The sequence below is a fragment of the Dyadobacter sp. HNCC25DJ184 genome (assembly GCF_056895215.1).
In genome coordinates this window covers 1-21,624 of record NZ_JBXHAQ010000024.1, presented here as the reverse complement: position 1 = coordinate 21,624, position 21,624 = coordinate 1, and the positions used below count along the sequence as shown (strand labels likewise).

Annotated in this window: 16 protein-coding genes; 10 read left to right on the top strand and 6 right to left on the bottom strand. The window is 42.4% G+C overall.

Annotation, left to right across the window (positions count from 1 at the left end):
* Positions 1–114 precede the first annotated feature (114 nt).
* From AC1XUD_RS25325 to AC1XUD_RS25300, 6 genes are all read left to right on the top strand, one after another.
* On the top strand, positions 115–1,860 hold the full coding sequence (locus tag AC1XUD_RS25325; RefSeq protein WP_483363841.1) for a tetratricopeptide repeat protein: 1,746 nt from the start codon (positions 115–117) through the stop codon (positions 1,858–1,860).
* Positions 1,850–2,701, top strand: coding sequence for a lipoprotein insertase outer membrane protein LolB1 (gene lolB1 / locus AC1XUD_RS25320; RefSeq protein ID WP_483363840.1), 852 nt, complete (start codon positions 1,850–1,852; stop codon positions 2,699–2,701). The genes AC1XUD_RS25325 and lolB1 overlap by 11 nt, the downstream gene beginning before the upstream one ends.
* 95 nt (positions 2,702–2,796) lie before the next feature.
* Positions 2,797–4,134: a murein hydrolase activator EnvC family protein gene (locus AC1XUD_RS25315; RefSeq protein WP_483363839.1), complete on the top strand. Its 1,338-nt coding sequence runs from the start codon at positions 2,797–2,799 to the stop codon at positions 4,132–4,134.
* An 87-nt stretch (positions 4,135–4,221) separates the two neighbouring features.
* A complete protein-coding gene (gene panB, locus AC1XUD_RS25310; protein ID WP_483363838.1) occupies positions 4,222–5,040 on the top strand; it encodes a 3-methyl-2-oxobutanoate hydroxymethyltransferase in 819 nt (272 codons plus the stop codon).
* Between the two features lie 39 nt (positions 5,041–5,079).
* Positions 5,080–5,811, top strand: coding sequence for an RluA family pseudouridine synthase (locus tag AC1XUD_RS25305; RefSeq protein ID WP_483363837.1), 732 nt, complete (start codon positions 5,080–5,082; stop codon positions 5,809–5,811).
* 8 nt (positions 5,812–5,819) lie between these two features.
* The gene (locus tag AC1XUD_RS25300; RefSeq protein ID WP_483363836.1) at positions 5,820–6,128 is read left to right on the top strand and encodes a DUF6787 family protein; all 309 of its coding nucleotides are present in this window, start codon (positions 5,820–5,822) and stop codon (positions 6,126–6,128) included.
* 8 nt (positions 6,129–6,136) lie between these two features.
* On the opposite strand, the gene AC1XUD_RS25295 is transcribed toward AC1XUD_RS25300, so the two are convergent.
* From AC1XUD_RS25295 to AC1XUD_RS25285, 3 genes are read right to left on the bottom strand one after another with little or no spacing between them, the layout of a single operon-like run.
* Positions 6,137–8,476, bottom strand: a complete 2,340-nt coding sequence (locus tag AC1XUD_RS25295) for a CehA/McbA family metallohydrolase (RefSeq protein ID WP_483363835.1) — start codon at positions 8,474–8,476, stop codon at positions 6,137–6,139.
* A gap of 59 nt (positions 8,477–8,535) precedes the next feature.
* The gene (locus tag AC1XUD_RS25290) at positions 8,536–9,957 is read right to left on the bottom strand and encodes a DUF5723 family protein (RefSeq protein ID WP_483363834.1); all 1,422 of its coding nucleotides are present in this window, start codon (positions 9,955–9,957) and stop codon (positions 8,536–8,538) included.
* A 5-nt stretch (positions 9,958–9,962) separates the two neighbouring features.
* On the bottom strand, positions 9,963–11,873 hold the full coding sequence (locus tag AC1XUD_RS25285; protein WP_483363833.1) for a RecQ family ATP-dependent DNA helicase: 1,911 nt from the start codon (positions 11,871–11,873) through the stop codon (positions 9,963–9,965).
* 177 nt (positions 11,874–12,050) lie between these two features.
* Here AC1XUD_RS25285 and AC1XUD_RS25280 point away from each other — a divergent pair, with 177 nt between their 5' ends.
* The gene (locus AC1XUD_RS25280) at positions 12,051–13,541 is read left to right on the top strand and encodes an ArnT family glycosyltransferase (RefSeq protein WP_483363832.1); all 1,491 of its coding nucleotides are present in this window, start codon (positions 12,051–12,053) and stop codon (positions 13,539–13,541) included.
* A 53-nt stretch (positions 13,542–13,594) separates the two neighbouring features.
* Positions 13,595–14,872: a D-alanyl-D-alanine carboxypeptidase/D-alanyl-D-alanine-endopeptidase gene (locus AC1XUD_RS25275; RefSeq protein ID WP_483363831.1), complete on the top strand. Its 1,278-nt coding sequence runs from the start codon at positions 13,595–13,597 to the stop codon at positions 14,870–14,872.
* Positions 14,873–14,887: 15 nt separating this feature from the next.
* Here the strand turns inward: AC1XUD_RS25275 and AC1XUD_RS25270 are convergent, their stop codons facing one another.
* Positions 14,888–15,910: a toxin-antitoxin system YwqK family antitoxin gene (locus AC1XUD_RS25270; protein WP_483363830.1), complete on the bottom strand. Its 1,023-nt coding sequence runs from the start codon at positions 15,908–15,910 to the stop codon at positions 14,888–14,890.
* A gap of 461 nt (positions 15,911–16,371) precedes the next feature.
* Here AC1XUD_RS25270 and AC1XUD_RS25265 point away from each other — a divergent pair, with 461 nt between their 5' ends.
* The gene (locus AC1XUD_RS25265; protein WP_483363829.1) at positions 16,372–16,845 is read left to right on the top strand and encodes an Lrp/AsnC family transcriptional regulator; all 474 of its coding nucleotides are present in this window, start codon (positions 16,372–16,374) and stop codon (positions 16,843–16,845) included.
* Positions 16,846–16,923: 78 nt separating this feature from the next.
* Here AC1XUD_RS25265 and AC1XUD_RS25260 read toward each other — a convergent pair whose 3' ends face one another.
* On the bottom strand, positions 16,924–18,420 hold the full coding sequence (locus tag AC1XUD_RS25260) for a DUF4301 family protein (RefSeq protein WP_483363828.1): 1,497 nt from the start codon (positions 18,418–18,420) through the stop codon (positions 16,924–16,926).
* Between the two features lie 128 nt (positions 18,421–18,548).
* The gene (locus AC1XUD_RS25255; protein WP_483363827.1) at positions 18,549–20,843 is read right to left on the bottom strand and encodes an ATP-dependent helicase; all 2,295 of its coding nucleotides are present in this window, start codon (positions 20,841–20,843) and stop codon (positions 18,549–18,551) included.
* Positions 20,844–21,022: 179 nt separating this feature from the next.
* Here AC1XUD_RS25255 and AC1XUD_RS25250 point away from each other — a divergent pair, with 179 nt between their 5' ends.
* Positions 21,023–21,376 (top strand): hypothetical protein, encoded by a 354-nt coding sequence (locus AC1XUD_RS25250; RefSeq protein WP_483363826.1) that lies wholly within the window; start codon positions 21,023–21,025, stop codon positions 21,374–21,376.
* Positions 21,377–21,624 lie beyond the last annotated feature (248 nt).

The window sequence follows — 21,624 nt, the reverse complement described above, 5'->3', positions numbered from 1 at the left end:
TAGTATTTTCTCGTTATTAACCCATCCCGCGAGTTTGCTGAGGTGGTCAAAGCGCTGTTTTTTTGGTAACTTTGACCTTCACACGATAATGGCTGGTTTGGTAACCTGAAAAATATGGGCACAGCGCTTCTGAAAATTTCCCTTCTTATCACGATTATTTGCGGAATAGCACAACTTTCGCACGCCCAGCTCAAAAATAAAGACAGGGAAGTATCCGCTGTTGAAACCGACTCTGTTGGTGTTCGTCTGGATCGGGAATCTACTGTGGTGGAGGGGATGAAATTCATGATGAAGGACGAACCGGAGAAGGCGCTGACTATATTTCAAAATATGGTGGGGCTCAGACCAAACGACGCCTCTGCGCAATATCTCCTTGCAAAAACGCTCTTGAAGTTAGATAAACTGAACGAAGCTGTCGAACCTGCTCAAAAAGCACATGAACTCAACAAAACCAACGAATTTTACGCACAACAATTGGGTGAAATTTATGCCAAAAAGAAAAAATACAACGAAGCAGCCCAAGTATATGAAGAATTGGTAAAACAATATCCTTCAAATATTCAGTATGGGTTAGAGCTAGCAGGGGTATATGTTTTCAGTGATCAGTTTGATAAGGCTATTGGCGCTTATAACCTTCTGGAAAAATCGATTGGTGTCACAGAGGAAATCACTCGTCAGAAGCAACAGCTATATCTTCGTCAAAACAAGTTGGAAAAAGCTTTGGAAGAGGCTAGAAAACTGATTGCTTCCGAACCCGGAGAGGTGAGTTACCGGATCGAGTTGGCCGAACTTTTGATTGCCAATGAACGATTGGTGGAAGCTGTTAAACCATTGGAGGAAGCTTTAAAAATCAATCCAGACGAATCCCAGGCACACGTGTTGTTGGCGGATATATACCGTAAAAACGGTGATATTGAAAGATGTAACAAAGAGCTTCGCGCTGTTTTTGCAAATCCGAATCTGGATTCTGAACCCAAAATCAGGGTTTTGTCAGGGTATATCAAGATGCTGAAAACCGAACAGGAAAACATCGAAGTTGTATCCCTTGGAAAGCAGCTGGTAGAAACTCATCCCGGCGAGGCACGTGTGCATGTCATATATGGCGATATGCTCATGCGAAGTGGGAAAAAGAGCGAAGCACAGGTTGAATATCTGAAAGGTGCAAGTCTGGACGGTTCGTCTTTCGAGGTTTGGGTGGCCATTTTACAACTGGATGGTGAGCTTAATCAGCCTGACAGTATGCTGGTTCATTCGGAAAAAGCGCTCGAATTATTTCCGAATCAGGGTATGTTCTGGTATTCCAATGGTACAGCTCAGCTGATGAAGAAGCACTTCAAAGAAGCCATTTCCTCACTGGAAGAAAGCCTCAAACTGATTGGGGATCGGAATGATCTGGTGCCGTTTATATATGCGCAATTAGGCGATGCGTATAACGGCATGGGCGACAACCAACGATCCGACGCGTCATATGACCTCGCGCTTAAAGCAAATCCTGACAATGACCATGTACTGAATAATTATAGTTATTTTCTGTCCCTGAGGAAGGAGAAACTGGATCTCGCTTTGGCCATGTCAGAAAAACTCGTGACACTGCATAAGGATAATCCAACCTATCTTGACACACATGCCTGGGTATTGTATATCAGAAAAGACTATAAAAAGGCTAAGGAATTTCTCGAACGGGCGATGAAGGACACTGCGGGTCTCAATGGCACGATTGTTGAACACTATGGAGATGTCCTGTTTAAATTGGGACAAAGAGAAAATGCTGTTGCACAATGGAAAAAGGCAAAAAAAATGGGTGAAACAACAGAACTTCTAGACAAAAAAATCGCAACCGGCGCACTTCATGAGCAGTAAATTAATAATATGGCTACTCGCCGCCTCAACAGTATGTATAACTTCCTGTCACAAGCAAAAAATTTCGCGAAGCGATAATACTCAGGCAAAAAAGGACACTTTGGTGGTAGAGGCCAAAAATCCGGAGCCAGGAAAGGATTCTCTGACCAATAATTCCGAGGCAGAAAGTGTTTACAAATTGGTCGTATCGAATGCGGAATTTGCTTTTCTGACCACCAAGTCAAAGTTTTCCCTTAAAAATCAAAAAGAAGATCTGGACAATGTGAATGTTAACCTTCGGATTCAGAAAGATAGTCTGATATGGATCTCGGTTACTGGGGTGGGATTTGAAGTCGCTCGTGGCCTCATATCAAGGGATTCCATTGCTTTTATGGATAAGATTCACAAGACTTATTTTCTGTTTGATTACGAACAGCTTAGCAAAAAGTATAATTTTAAACTGGACTTTCCGCTCCTGCAGTCAGTCATTATTGGAAATCTTCCTTTTCCACAAACTGACGACGATTCGGTAGCTAAGGAGGAAGATTATTATATATTGAAACAGAAAGCAGGGAAGATTTCGGCAGAGAATTTTATTTCAGAATCGACCTTGAAACTTCTGAAACTCAAAGCATCGGAGGCTCCGGGTGACAATACTTTTTCTCTTGATTATGAGGATTTTAAATCTGTGAGTAACCTACTCTTCCCATTTGCAAGTAATATGGTTTTAGATGTAAAATCTCCCAAAGATCAGCAGTTTTACAAAACGGAAGTTGGTATCAAGCACAATAAGGTTGAGATCCTTTCAGAAAGCCCCGGATTCCCATTCAGTATACCTTCGTCGTACAAACGAAAGATGTAAAATGCAGATTGTCGGCCAGTTGATAGGGTCAAAAAGAACAAGTCTGTTTAACTTTGCCAGCCACTGTAACTATTTTGGTCGCAAGAATATAAAATATGCCCCTAAATAAAGCGTACTTCCGTAATACCTTTTTGCTGCTCACGATCATCTTGTGTACTACTCTGAGTGTATTTGCACAAAAAACACGTGAACAGCTCGAGCGGGAAAAATCGGAAAACCAGGGAAAAATCAAGGAAATTCAAAGCATTCTTAATCAGACTTCCAAACAAAAGAACGTTAACCTTGGACAACTTAAAGCGCTTAATCAGCAGATTAATACTCAAAAGAGGCAAATAGACCTTCTTTCTGATGACTTAAGTTTGCTTGATAAAGAGTTAAAGGTACTGGAGGCCAAGCGTACGGAATTGGCACAAAATCTGACCAAATTAAAGGTGGAATACGGCCATATGATTTATGAAGCGGCCAAAAGGAATGCATATCTCAATCAGCTGGTTTTTCTATTTTCTTCCGGGACCTTCAATCAGTTTGTGCTGCGGTACAAGTATCTGAAGCAATATACTGACGCCAGAAAAGAACAAGCGAAGGAAATGGAGGCCCTTGAATCTCAGTTAAAAGCAGAAAGACAGCGGATTACGGCCAAGAAAAATCAACAGAAGGTAGTTCTGGATACGCGTGTAACGGAAAACACAAAACTTGAAGGACTTAAAGTGCAGCAGAATGTAGTGATTCAGGAGCTTTCTCAAAAGGAGCAGTTGCTGAGGAGACAAATTGCTGAGAACAAGAGAGCTACTGATATATTAGAAGCCAATATTCGCCGGATTGCGGAAAGAGAGCGTCGTGAGCGTTTGGAAAGAGAACGGAAGGAGAAGGAGGAGAGAGAGGCGAGAAGAAGGGCTGAAAAAGAAAAGCTTGCGCGTGAAAATGCCGAAAGGGAGAAGAAAGGAGAAGCGAAGATTGTAGAAGCGCCGAAGGAGGAAGAACCGATCACAGTATCGAACGGTATGAGCGAGGAGGAAACTACGCTTGCTTCATCATTCCAGGCATCTCAATCGCGGTTGCCGTGGCCTGTAAAGGGCTTTGTTTCTGGTCATTTTGGTCAAAGGCCGCACCCGGTATTAAAAGGTGTGATGGTAGATAACCTGGGAGTAGATATTCAGACAACGGCTGGCGAAACGGTACGTTCCGTTTATGACGGAATGGTGCTGGACGTAACAGAAATGCCGGGTATGGGCGATGTGATCGCGATACAGCACGGTAACTATATGACGATTTATGCTAAAATGAACAGTGTGGTCGTGAAACCGGGTCAAAAAGTGAAAGCAAGAGAAGCATTGGGAAGAGTTGCGACAGATCCGGACGGTACCTCAGAGTTGCAATTCCAGATTTGGAAAAACACTTCCCGTCTGAATCCTGAAAGTTGGCTACATAGATAGTATTATATAATATTTGAATAATGCGCCGGCACTTATGGCCGGTTCATTTGTTTTACAGTGAAATAAAAACTTAGATTGCCAATCACCATGTCTGTACATAGTTCTGATATAAAGCGCGTTACGACGCATACTATCCAGGAAATGAAAAACCGGGGCGAGAAAATCAGTTGCCTTACCGCATATGATTATTCAATGGCCGGGATTGTTGATGCTGCCGGCGTTGAGCTGATACTCGTTGGAGATTCTGCTTCCAACGTGATGGCAGGGCACGAAACGACATTGCCAATTACGATTGATCAGATGATATACCACGCATCATCGGTTGTTAGGGCTGTTAAAAGAGCGTTGGTGGTGGTTGACTTACCATTTGGCTCGTATCAGGGCAATTCGAGAGAGGCGTTGAACTCGGCGATCCGGATTATGAAAGAGTCGGGTGCGCATGCTGTGAAGTTGGAAGGCGGATTGGAAATCAAAGATTCTGTTACAAGAATTCTGAGTGCTGGCGTGCCTGTAATGGGTCACCTTGGACTTACCCCGCAGTCTATTTATAAATTTGGCACCTATTCCGTACGTGCTAAACAGGATGAGGAAGCACAAAAATTGATCGAGGATGCCCAGATGCTGGAGGATATCGGTTGCTTTTCCATTGTTCTTGAAAAAATTCCGTCGGTTCTCACCAAAAAAGTATCTGAAAGTTTGACGATCCCAACCGTTGGGATTGGAGCCGGACCGCATGCGGACGGACAAATTTTGGTTATCCATGACCTGCTGGGTATCAACAAGGAATTTAAACCAAGGTTTTTAAGGCATTATGCCGACCTAAATGGTATCATGAACGATGCCATTTCCAATTATATTAAAGACGTAAAAGGCAAGTCCTTTCCAAGCGAACAGGAATCCTATTGACCACCTCTGGCCTGAAAACAGGCCTAAAATAATAATATTATGGCCAAGAGACCATTCAAAGTCGTTTATGAAGACAACCACCTCATCATCGTTAATAAGGAGGCCGGCGTGCTGGTTCAGGGCGATGTAACGGGTGACGTTTGTCTCCTTGATATGGTAAAAGATTATATCAAAAAGAAGTATGATAAGCCTGGGGCTGTATTTCTCGGTACGGTTCACCGTTTAGATCGCCCCGTGAGCGGTTTGGTGGTTTTTGCCAGGACTTCAAAGTCACTCGAACGAATGAATGAGATATTCCGTAAAAGGGATGTTCAGAAGACATATTGGGCGGTTGTTAAAAGAAAACCTGCTGAGAAAAAGGGAAAGTTGGTCCACTGGCTGGTGAAGGACGAAAAAAGGAATACCACTAAAGCATATGACTACGAAGTGCCTGAAAGCCAGAAGGCTGAATTGTCGTATCGCTGGATGGGCGAAATAAACAAGCATCATCTGATTGAAGTATCTCCGATTACGGGCCGTCCGCATCAGATACGCGTTCAGCTCGCGTCTATGGGTTGTCCGATTCGCGGGGATGTGAAATATGGTTTTGATAAAGGGAATCCTGACGGAAGCATCAATTTGCATGCACGCCGGTTGTTTTTTGAGCATCCTGTAAAAAAGGAACCGATCATATGCAGAGCAAGTTTACCTGAAAATGCGTTCTGGGAGGAATTCCTGGCATTGGATGATGAGGAAATAAAGGTAGAAAACCTCGGATTTTTATACGAATAGCAATCGGAATGATAGAAAAGCTGAAACAGCGCTGGAACGTAAGAAACGGCTGGGATGTGGCAATCATTCTGATCGTTTTCGCCTGCACCGGCTTTTCTGTCCTATATGTGAAACGAGGCCTGTTTCAACTAATGGGCCTTGATTCCGAGTCTCCTTCCTGGATACGCTGGACAATCAATATAGTGATCATATTGCCTTTGTATCAGGTTATTCTGCTTGCCTGGGGCTGGATATGGGGCAAGTTTCCGTTCTTTTGGGAATTTGAGAAAAGGATGTTTGGAAGGATTGGACAGTTGTTTGGACGAAAAAGCAAATAATATCCTGGCTATTTTGAGCCGCTAGTGATTAAATGCTGATATATCTTCCTGGATTTTTCATAAGCCGCTGCCGCCGCCTGTTTTTCCTCAGATTTAATATTAGCCTCCTTCATTTTCCAGCATTGATTTAAAGCTGCCAGACACCATTCTGCGCTTTTTGCTTCCTGAATCGGTTTTCCGCCGATCTCCACGAATATCGGATTTGAATGTGAACTTGGATATACCCGAATTGCCAGCCAGGATGATTTCTTTAGTTGATATGAAAAACTGATATTTCTGATATTCCCATCCGCCTCAACTTCAGTTGATTTCACGGATTCTCCATTTACAATTAGCTCCAGGCGAATCTTTCGGGAGGTTCCAATTCTGGCGCGTTCGATATCCCAATAGGGCTTTTCATCAATCGGCTTCTTTGCTATTTCCGCTCCGGCAGTACTTTGCTCGACAGGAAGATACGCCACTGCGTTGGCTGAAATTCTGATATTCTGGGCATCTTTTAACTGCACCGTACTGGCTTTTGTCCCCGCTTCCACATCGTTGACAGCGAAATCCATTAAATGTGATTTTCCGTCTGAGACATAACTTCGTCCCTCCCTGATGGCTTGCACATAATTATCATACGTTATTTCACCATCGGTTTTGAAATAGCTTCTCGCCTGTCCTACCCGCGCATCTGTAATGCAGGGAAAATCAGTTTCACCGGAAAGACGGGTTTTGAACCCGCAATTCAGGGTATGATAATACATATTCAGCTCCCAAGGCGCGGGTGTGTCGCCGGCGCTATAAAAATCAACAGCATTTTGAGCTACCGTTACAACATATTCGTTGGCGCCAATTCCGTCCATTTTGGGTAAAATATAGTTCGGAAGTTCCGTTGTTGGTTCTGTTGGCTGTAATCCCCACCCGGAATGTGCATATCCAACCACGCCATTTTGCGATTTTGCCCATGACAATACCGGCAACGTCCAGGTTGGCCATTGATCAATTTCTGTCGTGTTCGGATAATCATCTTCTTTGATTCTCAAAAGAACGACGTGCCCTGCGTGAGAAGAAGGAAATCCGGAAACTTCCACATCACTCCGCATGATATCTCCATTTCCAGATAACCTGAAATCTTTTCCCGTAAAAAACTGCTTTTGATGATACCAGTTGGGACCCCAGGCTAATAATGCCGCCACATTCAGGTCTTCCCCTTGAACTTGTCGCCACATATCCTCAGGTTTCACTCCTTCTTCCGGGCTATCATAGTGACTGCATCCGGCTCCGTGAATATGATGATCAGCACTCTGCCAGCCCAATTTCCGCATATTGATCCATCTTTTGAGCTGAAATGACAGGTCTATGGCTTTGACATTTTCTGGAATAACCACTTCTTTTGATTGAGGGAGATATTCTGGGCCTCTCGTATATGTGATCTTATATTTTCCTGGTGCCAAATTGATATGCTCGCCGTCTGCACGGTATATCTGGGGCTGGAAAAAGAAGTCGGGATATTCGTCATATGCGGCCACGCGTCTAGATGGGAGTGGGTAAATGCTTTCTAGTCTTCCTGCAATGCGTTCAATTCCATCAGAAATACGGAAAGATGCAATCGTTGGTTTTCCATCGTCATCCTTGACGCTCAGATTCACGCGAACTGACGGTTTTATATCGAACAGAATAGAAATAGCATTTCGAAAACCAATGTCCTGGGAGCCCTGACCTATATTATAACTTAATTCAGCCTCACGTTGACCTGCATCCTTACTATAAATTTGGACAACTGCATATTCCAGTTGCAGACCTGATAAATTGGGCAAAAGCGGGCGATTACGATAGATGGCCATATCCAGAAAGCGATTCTCTACTTGCCCCTGACTTAATTTATGTTCCTCTTTCACGCGCGCGTCCATCGATGGCGAGTGATATGGTTTCAATGAATTGGGACTCTGTACGACCAGATTAGCTGTTGAACCTGCGTCATTGTGAATCTTCACCAAAAAGCTTTTCCAGGCACCTTGTCCTAAAACTGCCGGAGCCTGGCCTCTTTCGATGCTAACACGCGCTTCCGGATTGATATGAATAACATTGAGACAATATGGATCTAAAATTTTCTGAATATCAACGGCTGTCTCGTCATTGAGAGGCTTGTTTTGTAAAGATTTCAGACGTTGAATATCACTTTCCGACAGCGAGCTTCCTAGAAAAGAAAGCGCTTCTGATAGGCGAAGGGCCTGGGCTAACAGTGGCTGAGCATCTACTTTAGCAGGTTTACTATTGCCAACGGCTTCGCTATGAACATGTTGAGCACTCAATCTGAGGCAAGTTCCATATGCTATAAGTACGAACAGGAAAATGTATGTTTTCATGGATCAGAAGCCGAAGTGATATTTACCAAAGCATTCTGTTTCAGTTTTTTACCGAAAGGCTATTTTGATTTCCTGCGGTTGATCTTCCATGCAGATACACCTAGATATACCATACTTGCCCGGCTGTTCTTGCTGAAAATTACATTGACGTTACTGAACCCCAGAAAAATCGGTCCAAAATGCGCCATAGCACCGAAAATTGGTCCTTTATTGCCCTGAACAAATGAAATAGGAAATGCAAAATCCGAGTCCTCGTCCTCAAAACGAGGTGTGATAGTGAAAGTATTGGGAATATAGATATTGAGAGGATCCTTTGGAGTATCAGCCAATCGCTTGGTTTGCGCCAGGTTTAAATAAAAATTCTTAAAGACTTGTATATCCGCCTCCAAATGAAAAGCTTGTGGAAGCTTTACGGTTTGTCGGAAAGTTGTATCAGTTTCAGCCGGGAAAATATCCATAAAACCCTGCGCTCCTTCATCGCTTATCTTTTCTAAAGCTGTCTGATCAATCACTGCCTGGTCAACATGTCCTGTTATTTTCCTGCTGTTCTGCGTTTTATATTTTATTTTGCCTATATCAGTAAGAGATCCTGACAGGCGTAACAGATAAGAAGGATTCTCATCAAATTTTTCCGTCTCACTTTTCCAATAAGATCCGAGTTCATAGCTGAAACCGAGGTCATATGCCCAGCCCAATCCATATTGATCAGCATCAAACAGGCTTCCGATATTCACAGATTTGGTGACTTGACTATATCCGCTTTCATAGTCTAAATTACTCAGTTTGAGGGTGCTATTGTCGGGGTTCGTTCCATCACCCTGAATCGAGTATTGACGTGCGTTTCCTTTCAAATACGAAATTCGTGCACCGAAAATGCGTTTGCCAGTAATCCCAAATTTTAGCTTATGATCCTCCATATCAATTAATTGCAGGCCATATGATATACTCATTTCCGAAAAACTTTGTTGAGTCAGAGTAAATGGTCCCCAAGGCTCTGTTACCGCTGGCGTGCTTCCGGTGTCCAACCGCTTGAAGTATAAATTCCTGACAGGTTCCGGGATATTCTGTCCTTGAACAAAGCCTCGCGATCGAAATTGCAACGCGACCCCATGGTATTTGCCGATAGAAAACATGGCTGAAGGCCAACGAATTTCACTGGTCAGATAAACAGGCTCTTTTTCAACCAACGAGCCCATTGTCCTTGATCGGCCGTATAGTTCCTTGGTGGAATGCGCAGCCAGCAAAGGATACAACAATGAATTTTTCCCGATGAAAATGAAGTATCGGTGGTTAATGCTCCCTTCAATGGTACCGATATTAATCTGAAATTTCAGTTTAGAACCTCCCAAAACTGAGGGGTTATAGGTGGTTCGATATACACCCCCATAATTGCTGCTTTGCAAACCCTGGATTTGCTGGCCGTAAGTTTTGGATAAAGTTGTAAGGATAAGGAGAAGTAGAAAGTGTGTGCTTTTTTTCAAAATGGCTAATATTCGTTTATTGTTAATTTGCCGGCTTCATTATATATGATTAACTCATCTTCAATTAATTGAGCGAGTGCCTGAATCAAGTTTTTTTCCGCAGTGAAATTCACTTTTGCGCTTAATTCTTGAGGGTATAATGAACCGTATTGTCTTATATGCTCTAAAATCTGATCGGCAAGCTCTTCAATGTCGGCGCTTTCTGCCTTTTTGTTTTTCAAACAGTTATCGCATACTCCGCAATTTTGTCCGTCGAACTCACTGAAATATTCCAGCAGCATCAAGGTGCGACATTTGGTCGGATGGGTTGCATATTGAATTACCGACTTGGCCTTTGTTCTGTCTCGTTCCCGCTTTTTTTCAATTTCGTAAATGTTCAACGGAAGCGTTTCAGCATCGAATCTGGGCGTCAGGAAAACGAGTTGTGGTTTGTCTTTTCTTGGTTCATAATCAATTACTTCCCGTTCTTTCATGAACAGCAGCTTTTTGATAATCTCGTCCTCCGAAGCATAATACACCTGGCCCAGCTCCACTTCTGATATGCGGATATACTCAGAAAAAAGCTCTCCACCGTACCTCCTAAGCATCAGTTTGATAAACGAATCGAGATCAGGATAGCGTATTTGAAAATCATATAATTGTCGGTTATCGACCAGAAACATCACTTTCGAAGGCTCATTAAAACTTTCGCTGAGTTGCAGAAATCCCTCCTCTTCTAGCAACTTCAAGGCATTATGTGTCTCGCTTAATCCAAGTCCGAATGTTCCGCAAAAACGTTGAATATCAAAGTCAGAACTGGCAAATTGCCCCCCTCCGACCGGAATTTTGAAATAGTTGGCCAAGGCTTGGTAAACCCGTTTGATAAGCTCCACGGGGGGGTATTTCCGTTCAACACTATCTTTGAGATCTTCTAAATCAGCGGGTGCAAACAGAGCCACGGCATATGCTTTTTTCCGGTCCCGCCCTGCCCTTCCTGCTTCCTGGTAATATGCTTCCAGATTCTCGGGCAGATCAAAATGAATCACACTGCGGACGTCGGGCTTATCGATCCCCATACCAAAAGCGTTTGTAGCTACCATAACCCGCACCTGACTTTTGATCCAGGCGGTTTGGCGGTTTGCCCGATCTTTGAAACTCAGACCGGCATGGTAACTTTGCGCATTAATCCCTTGCTTTCCAAGCCAGTCAGCCACGTCTTTTGTGCGCTTTCTGGTCTTGACATATACTATGGACGTTCCCGGAACATTGCGTAATACCTGTATTAATTTGCGTTCTTTATTTTCTTCCCCAAAAGTCGAATAAGACAGATTTTCTCGTGCGAACGACTGCTTAAAAACACGTAACGACTTCATTTCCAGCTTTTCCACAATGTCTTTTCGCACATGCTCGGTTGCAGTTGCAGTTAAGGCCATGACTGGAACTTTTGGAATAAGCGCCCGAAATTCTGATATCTGCAGGTAAGACGGACGAAAATCATATCCCCATTGGGAAATACAATGTGCTTCGTCCACAGCCAGCAGACAAACCTTCATTCGCTTCGTCCTTTCAATCATAATATCGGTCCGCAAGCGTTCAGGGGACACGTATAGAAATTTGGTGTTTCCGTGAACGCAATTATCAAGGGCAATATCAATTTCGAATTTATTCATGCCTGAATGGATAGCGGCGGCGGGTATATTCCGCTGCTTGAGCTGTTCGACCTGGTCTTTCATGAGTGCGATCAGCGGTGTGATCACGATACATACGCCCTCGGACATCATGACAGGTACTTGAAAACAAATCGACTTACCTCCTCCGGTTGGCAATAATAGCAGCGTGTCGTTTCCTTCCAGCACAGAAACGATCGCCTCTCGCTGGATAGGGCGAAAAGAATCATAATTCCAATACTGCTTGAGGATATACTCAGGACCAAACATATATATCGAAGGGTTGACGAACTGTTTTCAAAGACAAAATAACGGTTTAATATCCATACCTGACTTTGATAATTTTTGATTCTTTTAGTAAAAACGCTTAATCAGCTGCTCAGTAACTGTATTTTTGTAATGCTGTAACCAGCAACCGCAATTTTCACTCAACATAAATGAAATATTATGGCTGAAAAATACATGCCTCATTTCCTATGGACATTTACGATCAGCTTTATTTTAATTACGTTTTTACCACGATCCGTTGATAGTACCATGTTCATGGACGGCGTGGCATATGCTTCCATTGCTCGAAATATGGCTGAAGGGCTTGGGTCTTTTTGGCAGCCGTATTTTGCCGACTCATTTTGGCTTCCTTACGACAACGACGTTTTCTTTTACGGTCATCCACCCTTGCAATTTGGGATAGAGGCTCTCCTCTTCGGAATTTTTGGAGATACCCCACTAGTCGAAAACTTGTTCAATGTCCTCATTTTGACCTGTTCTATTTTGCTGATCACAGGTATTTGGTGCCTATTTTTTAAAAATAAGCCTGACATTCAACGACATCAGTGGCTTCCTGTTTTATGCTGGTACTCCATGCTGATCGTTTGGTATGCCATACCTAACCATTTGCTGGATACTACGATGTCTTTGTTTTGTCTGTTGTCATGCTTTTTTCAATTGAAATCGCAGCATTCAGATGTAGCATTAAAAAAACATGCTTTTCAGGTTTTTGGCGGCCTCGCCATATTTCTTGCTTTTCTTACAAAAGGCCCTGTTGGGTTATATCCCCTAGCTTTCACGGCTTTATATCTTCTAATTTTCGATAGGGCATCATTTCGAAAAACGATATCTCCGAGTTTGGTTTTGTCTGCCACTTTTTTGGTATGTATCTGTCTCACTTTATTTTATGAACCAGCCAGGTTTTTTCTGACAAAATATTTCAATGGACAAGTAGTAGGCGCGCTGATGCATGAAAGAGAAGCAGCAGGCGAAGACTGGACGGCCCATTTTTATTTGGTCGTTGAATTGTTCCGAAGTATAAAGCCTCATTTAATAATCACCGGGCTGTTATTTCTGATATTTTATTTTTTCAGAATTTCTACCAAAATGTCAGAAACTGGTAAGCGGGTGGCTGGTACATGTTTCGTGGTTTCTATGTCGGCTTTTCTGCCTCTATTGATTAGTATCAAGCAATATCACCATTATTTGCTGCCGGCGACTCCGTTTTTTGCGCTTACTTTTGCAGCATTGCTCCAGGACAAAATCGGCTATATCTTAAATTTCAACCGCCGTTTAAGTCTTTCTATGGCTGTGTTGGGGATAGTAGGATGTTGGATCATGACCGTCCGTAAAATCAGTTCAACAGCTCCTGATATTTCTGTAGATAATGCGCTTAAAATCAGTAAATATGTTCCAAAGTCTGCGACGATCGGGATATGTCACGACTTATTTCAGCGGGCCGATTTGCATGTTAGCTTGCAGCGCTATCATCATCTTTCTCTGACTACTCGCACGGACACCACAATATTTGTATTGGCTGATTCGTCTTGTATGGAAAGTTTCAGGCAAGAGGATAATGAAAAGATCACTTTGGAAGGCGGTTATTTTCTCGTAATTAAAACACCTGTTTCCAAGAAATTTCATCAACCTGAATCGCTGAGTCATTTATAAAACAGCAGTTTTACATCTATATTTAGCCTAAGGCAAACCTTTGTATCAAAATTATGCGCATTATTTTGTGTCTTATGCTGGCTCTTGTTTTTACCAGCTGTTCAATATCACACTATGTCAACCGGGAAATCAAGCAGTCATCGGTTTTAAAGCAACAACATACAGGCCTTTCCATCAGCCGTTTACAAGATAAAAAAGAGCTTGCCGGATATCAGTCAGATAAATATTTCGTTCCGGCTTCCAACACCAAACTTTTTAGCTTTTACGCGGGAGTTTCCGTGCTTGGAGACTCTATTCCCGGATTAGAATATCTAGAATGGGGCGAATTATTGATTATCAGGGGCACAGGAGATCCATCACTTATGCATCCTGACCTACCAAAAAGTAAGGTTTATGATTTTTTAAAAAGTCGGAAGGAGCAGATATTCTTTACTCCATCAAACTTCCAGGAAAACAGATATGGTTCCGGCTGGGCATGGAGTGATTACAACGATTACTATCAGCCAGAGATATCGCCGTTCCCAGTGTATGGCAATCTCGTCAGATTCACTGCCGGGAAAAATGGAGCGCCGAAAGGAACTCCAAACCATTGGAATAAAGAGCTTTCCGCCGATACGACGATTTCTGCGATAACCCGTGATGAATTTTCAAACGCATTCAGATATCCGAAGGCAGGTTTGAAAGTAGGCACGTCGCAGGATCTTCCGATTAGAATGACTGATTCGCTTGCCCTTAAATTGTTGAGTGACACTCTGAAAAAGGAGATAAGGCATATTAATATCCCGTTGACAATTGAGTTGCAGACAGTATATAGCATTCCGTCTGATTCATTATATCGGCGAATGATGCAGGTTAGTGATAATATGCTTGCAGAACAGCTGATGCTTATATATGCTTCAAAAAACGGACTTCCGCTCAATAGTCAAAAAGCAATTGACCATGCGGTAAGTACCTATATGAATGACTTGCCTGACGCACCAGTTTGGCGGGATGGGTCGGGACTTAGCCGATATAATCTGTTTACTCCGAGGTCGATCGTTGCGCTTCTTCAGAAAATATATGAAAAGGTACCATCTCAAAGGCTGTTTCAGATTTTGCCTGCTGGTGGCAAAAACGGGACACTGGGAAATATGTTCAAAAATGAAGAAGCTCCTTTTATATATGCCAAAACAGGCAGTTTGAGTAATGTCTACAATCTGAGCGGATATCTGATTACCAAAAAGGGAAAAACGCTGGTATTCAGTTTCATGAATAACAATTTTACGAAACCTACGCGGGAAGTAAGAAAAGAGGTGGAGCGTATTTTAACGGATATTCATAATAAGTATTGAAGTGACGAATCGGGTCTAATTTTCCGTTTCCTCTTCATCGGCTGCTGATGCGCGGGGATCTTTTGTGTAATCGTAAAGCAACTTCCCTTTATCGTCCCATTCACGGAGAACAAATGGCTCGAAATCGCCGTCCCAGCTTGTTTTCGGATATTGAATTTCCTTTTTCCGTAGCCGTTTGAACTGATAATATTCTACCCAACGGCCGATTTTCTGGCCATTTTGATATTTTCCGCTGGCCATTAACTGACCTTCGTTATAGAACTGCAGAAAATCGCCTTCCACCTGGCCAAACATGACAGGTACCACTTCTTTTACGTGCGAATGAGCTGAATCATAGTAAGTGATTCGGGATTCTGCAGGAAACCCTTTTTCCCAGAGAGATTTGTCAACAAGATTAAACTTCGAGTCATATTTAACCCAACGGCCATCCTTTGATCCCAGAAAGTAGTATCCTTCTTCGATCAGATTTTCACCCGAGTATTTTTTATATGATCCATGAAGTGGCTTAGCCTCCGCCTCATTCTTGATAAGTGACGAGCTCAATTTCTTTTTTTTGACGTCATACCATCTGATGTTGGCTGGCAGCACGTATGCACTGATTGGTTGGTAGGTCTTAAGAACATGAAAGATTTCAACGGTCGCCTTATCTCCACTACCATATTTGATGGACATCGTTTCCATAGGAATGCCCTCATACTGAACTTTCGCCAGTTTTGCCCGCTCCTTCCTTATTTTCTTGATTTCCTTCTGGCTTTGAAATTCCTTTACCCTGAGGCCAAGATCTGGTATCGTTTCGCCAAATAACTGTGAAGCAGAAGTTGATTTTTTTCCCGCTCCCGGAACCGAACCGCTGACAACCGGGTCAAGACTGGAAACTATTGAACTTAAAACGCTTTGATGCTTAACCTTAACAGTGTCCGATTTAGGCTTTTCTTTTGGAAGCCACGATGGCGTAGCTGATTCAGCAGGCGCTGTTTGAGCTATTACACTACAACCCCAGCCAATAAATAAAAGCCCCAGACAAACTACCTTTTGCATGTGTACATTGAAAATGTTCTTCAATTCTCTAAATCACTAACGATTTGAAATAAAATATTATTCAAAATCTAACCAAAATTAACATATTCATGTCGTAAAAACGAGCTCAAGTTCATGGTTAGTCCCTTTGAGCACATTAGGATTGAGCGAAAAAAGGGATCTGAGCAAAAAGATAACTATGCATTTATGATTGATTTCGATACTTCCAGTTCATATTGGGGGTAGAAACTAACTATCAGTATGTTACAAAGTTTGCGTCAAAAGTCGGTATGATAATCTTCATATTTTACCCCAGCAAATTGTTAAAACCTAACATTTTGATACCATTTTCGTTTTTCGCCTACTATAATTTTATATTATTACAAATTTCCCATATATAATTATAACATTCTTCGGGAAAATCTAATAGCTTTGCACCGCCATTAAGTTTAGGCATATAGAAAAACCATAGTCATAGAAAAATGTCTGCCATAATAAAGTTAGACCAGATAGACAGGAAAGTCCTGGAGATTCTTCAAACCAATGCAAAAATTACCAACGCACAGCTATCTAAAGAAATAGGTTTATCGCCTGCGCCAACCTTGGAGCGTGTTAAGAAATTGGAGCAGTCGGGTATTATCAAAAGCTATCACGCACAACTCGAGCCTGAAAGAGTAGGATTGGGAGTAAGCACTTTTGTTCAAATATCCCTTGTAGGTCATAGAAAAGCAGTGACGGAATCTTTCGTAGAGAAAATTCATGCGATTCCTGAAGTAATAGAATGCCACCACGTAACCGGAACAGGAGATTTCTTGCTTCGTGTGATATCGAAGGATATCAGTACGTACCAGAAATTGATGCTGGAAAAAATCAATGAAATCGAAGAGGTTGCAAGTACGCAAACCATGGTAATCCTTTCTACTTTCAAAGAAAGTAAGGTATTGCCAATCCCTTGATCATCTGATAATTAGGTTCACAAAAAAAGGAATCTGAGCTCGCTCAAATTCCTTTTTTTGATATACAATCAGCAAATTTTATTGGTGCTGCTCGCGTAAAAGGTCATTTACGGTTTTTACCGGATTAAAGGTTATTAACGGAACCTCTACAAAAATGGTGTTCCAGTCGGCCATAGCACCATTCCAAAGCCCTGGTAGCTCCTGAGCCTTGAGCTCTTTACCATCTTTTGATTTTCCGGTAATGAAACCTGTGAGCGGATCGCGAAATTTGCGTAAGTCATATGCTTCGCCTTTCGAATTCTTGGTAGCACAAACCAAATCAACCGGATTAAAGTGGGTCGAATTTTTGAAAATGGCATTTTGCGCCTCGTTATCAAGATCAACCTGAGCGGACTCCACTATTTGCAGCGACGATGATCCATCCGCATTTTGCGCCCAGAAAGGCCCGCCACCAGGCTCGCCCTGATTTTTAACCATTCCACAAGCCCGGAAAGGTCTGTCGAGCTTCCCAAGGAAATATTGTTTTTTCTCTTCGGAAGAGTTACTTTCAAAACCAGCAGGAGGCACAACACACAGTTCTTTCCTGAAGAAAGAGTCGAGTTCTGCCAATAATTCGTCGGTTGCTCCAGCTTCCAGTTGCGCGATGTAATCGAATATTTTTGCCTGATATTGAAGAACTATCCCGGCCAGGGCTTTCTTATAGGTTATAGTATCTGCCTTGATTCTATCCGGAACGACATTGTCGATATTCTTGATAAAAATAATATCAGCATCCAGTTGGCTCAGGTTTTCAAGCAATGCACCATGTCCGGCCGGTCTGAACAACAAACTGTCATCTTTTTCACGGAAAGGTGTATTGTCCAGATTGACCGCAATAGTATCTGTTGAGCTTTTCTGCTCCGAAAACGATACGAAATATTTTACACCAAACTTGCTTTGGTAAGATGGTAGAATTTCGACCACCAGTTTTTCAAATTTATCTCTGTGCTCAGGAGAAACAGTAAAATGAATTTGAACGCTGCTGCCTGCATTTGCATATTTCGCTCCTTCTACCAAGTGCTCTTCTAACGGCGTACGCGGACGTTCAGGATCATTATGAAATTTCAGTAACCCTTTTGGCAACTCACCATATCCCAAACCTTTGTCTGTCAGGAAATAAGAAACAATCACCTTTTGGTCAGCTGTTTCAATATCAAAGCCGTCTGCTGCTAAAGCGGTTTTCAGATCTTCATAGAAAGCGAAATCTTTCAACTTGGCAAAAAACTCATCAACTGATTTATCTTTTTTGCCCTCTTGAAGGAAGCCGAACAGGGATTTGAACATTCTCGTAGCTGCGCCCGATGCCGGGACAAATTTCAATAACGTCACCTCTCCTTCTGCGGCACTCTTGTCAAAAGCAGTTATTACTTCTGTAATCTCACTTTCACTAAGGCTTAGAATTCCGTCTCCAATTGTTGCGGCTTTGGATAACTGGAGAAATGGGAAACCGTTTTTGAAATATTCAATCTGACTATTTACTATGGCAACATCACTGCCGCGGTCGTTAATTTGTTTGGTATCAATTTCGTGGAACATAAAGGCAAATGTTTAATTCAATTTACATTTTCAGAATGGAGAGATTACTTTTCCCGGTACCTGTATCAATAGGTTAAAGGGTTCAATATTTGGTCTTTACTGTACTTATACTTTAGATATCCTTTTTATTACTCAATAATCCTCAGTTTCGCAAAGCTAAGCAATAAGGTTTTATCTCCAACTGTATCAAATTTTACAGTGGCTTTTCTATCAGAACCGCTTACATCCATCTTTGTTACGACTCCAAATCCAAACTTCATATGCTCCACTTTCTCTCCCTCTTTAAGGCTGGAAGTGTCGCTTGGCACAAAGCCATCCGTTGGTTTGTGACTGGCAGTGCCGGAAATATTCTTGGGTTCCGACGGTTTTCTGGGCGTGAGGTTTCGCACAAATGAATTAGAGGACGTTGAAGATCCAGGCTTGTCGTTATTGATCTGCAACATTCGCGACACATTCAGATACTGCGGATCCACTTCCATCAAAAAGCGACTTGGTTCACACATTTTCAAACGCCCCCACTGATACCTGCTCTCGGCATAACTGAATGAGAGTTTCTGTTCGGCACGGGTAATGGCAACGTAAAAAAGTCGACGTTCTTCCTCCAGGTCCTGCCGCGATTCCAGCATCATTTGGCTGGGGAAAAGATCTTCTTCCAAACCAACGATGAACACATTTCTGAATTCCAGACCTTTGGCAGAGTGAATCGTCATCATCGTTACCCGATCGTGATCCTCATTCTCATCCGGTTCGTCCGCGTTTGTCAATAAAGATACCGATTGCAAAAATGCACTAAGGGATTTGTCCTCAGTAGTTTCGCTGTCGACAAACTCCTTGATACCGTTCAAAAGCTCCTGAACGTTTTCGTACCTCGAAAGTCCTTCAACAGTTTTGTCTTCATATAACTCTTTCAAAATACCTGAAACCTTGGCAATATGGGAGGCGATTTCAAAAGCATCTTTTCCCTCTTCGATCATCAGTTTAAAACTTTTGATCAATGTGGCAAACTGGTCGATCGGGTTGGCAAGCCGGCCTCCTATATAATATCCGGAGTTGGCGACTACATCCCATACAGAAACCTGCTGTTCAGAAGCCGTAACCGCTATTTTTGCAACAGTGGTATCTCCTATCCCGCGTTTTGGTAAGTTGATAACTCTCTTAAAAGCCTCTTCATCGCGTTGGTTGACTGTAAACCGAAGATATCCCAAAAGGTCCTTAATTTCCTTTCTTTGATAGAAAGACATGCCGCCGACAATCCTGTATTTGATGCCAAGTTTGCGCAAAGCTTCCTCAAACGAACGTGACTGCGCATTGGTACGATAAAGTATGGCGAAATTCTCGTTTCTGAGTGCTTTCTGCATCTTTTCTTCAAAAATCGCCGTCGCCACAAGCCTTCCTTCTTCATTATCAGACCCCGCTTTGATCACATCGATCAGCGCTCCTTCTTCGTTCGCCGTGAAAGTATGCTTTTCCAGTTGCGACTTATTTCTTGCGATTACTGAATTCGCAGCATTTACAATGGTACTCGTTGACCGATAATTTTGCTCAAGCTTGATAGTGCGGACATTCGGGAAATCCTTTTCGAAATTGAGGATATTCTCAATATTGGCACCGCGGAAAGCGTAGATACTCTGCGCGTCGTCTCCAACCACACATATATTTTTATGTAAATCGGATAATTTTTTGGTGATCAGGTATTGCGAAATGTTCGTATCCTGAAACTCATCCACCATTACATATTGAAATTTCTGCTGGTACTTATATAGTACGTCAGGGAAATCACGGAAAAGAACGTTGGTATTAAAGAGCAGATCATCAAAGTCCATCGCATTGGCCTGAAAACAGCGTAACGCATATGTCTTATATATACGACCGATTTCTTTCATCTTCGCAGCCTCATCGTCTGCCTGGATAATGGCATTATTGATATAGTCGTCAGCAGAAATTAATCGGTTTTTCGCTCCAGAGATACGGTTATATATCACATTGGCTTTGTAAACCTTGTCGTCCAGATTGTATTCCTTAATAATACTTCGCAACAAAGACTTGGAATCGTCGGTGTCATATATGGAAAAATCGCTGGTGTAGCCTAGGTATCGGGCCTCTATTCTCAGGATTTTCGCAAAAACTGAGTGAAAAGTACCCGCCCAGATATTCCTTGCCTCCATCCCAACCGCACCTTCGATGCGATGACGCATTTCTCCCGAAGCCTTATTGGTGAAGGTGAGCGAAAGAATGCGGAAAGCATCCACACCATTTTCGATGAGGTGAGCTATTCTATATGTAAGCACACGCGTCTTGCCCGATCCCGCACCGGCGATGATCATCAACGGCCCTTCGCCATGCAAAACAGCAAGCCTTTGAGGTTCATTTAACGTTTGTAAATAGTTTTCTGCCTTACTATGGCGATCTCCTTCCTTTATCACGATAATATATATTGTTCTTTACTCAATTCGACCAAACCTCAAAGTTAGAAATATCCCCCTATATAGACTGCTATTTATAAAGCTTTCGCCTGATGTAAAAGGAACGTGAAGGTATTTCATTACGTTTGCTCGGGATATGTCACTACAACATCATAATTCTTTAAAATACTTTTAATAATATGAATCTTGCGCAGGTAGAAGATCAGCCTTTGGATGTACAGTGGGAATTTTTACTAAATCAACTGGAACAGGTAATCGGGAAAAAACCAGCTGATCTTAATAGTGTACTTTTTCTGATTGGTGTGCAGGAACTGGGAAAAGGTGCAAGAAGATTCTCCAAAGACCAAAAGCAGGATTTGATGCATGTCGGGATATGCAAAATATTGAGCCTCTCTTCTTATTATAAGCTGGAATATATCGACAAAGACGGCTGGCCACATTACCTCCTGGAAAGGGCTTTACCACAAGGCGATATATTAAAACAGGAAATGCTCCTGAAAATGCATGCGATTGAGTATTTCAAAGAAATGTGAAACCGTTGGAAGCAGTGATGCTATTTATAGTTCATTCCAATGCTTTCCCCCTTTGACCTGTGAAGTACCTAATCGCTGCTGTCCGATTCAAAGGCGCCGTCCAATAGTCGCTTACCTTTTCACCGCGTCTTCTGATAAACTTCTAACAACCCCTATGCTGATTTCATATCGCACTTGAAGCAACTTCTGGGGACATATTCAAGACTTCTGTTAGTAGGTATTTCCAATTCGGGAAAAAGTTTAAAAAT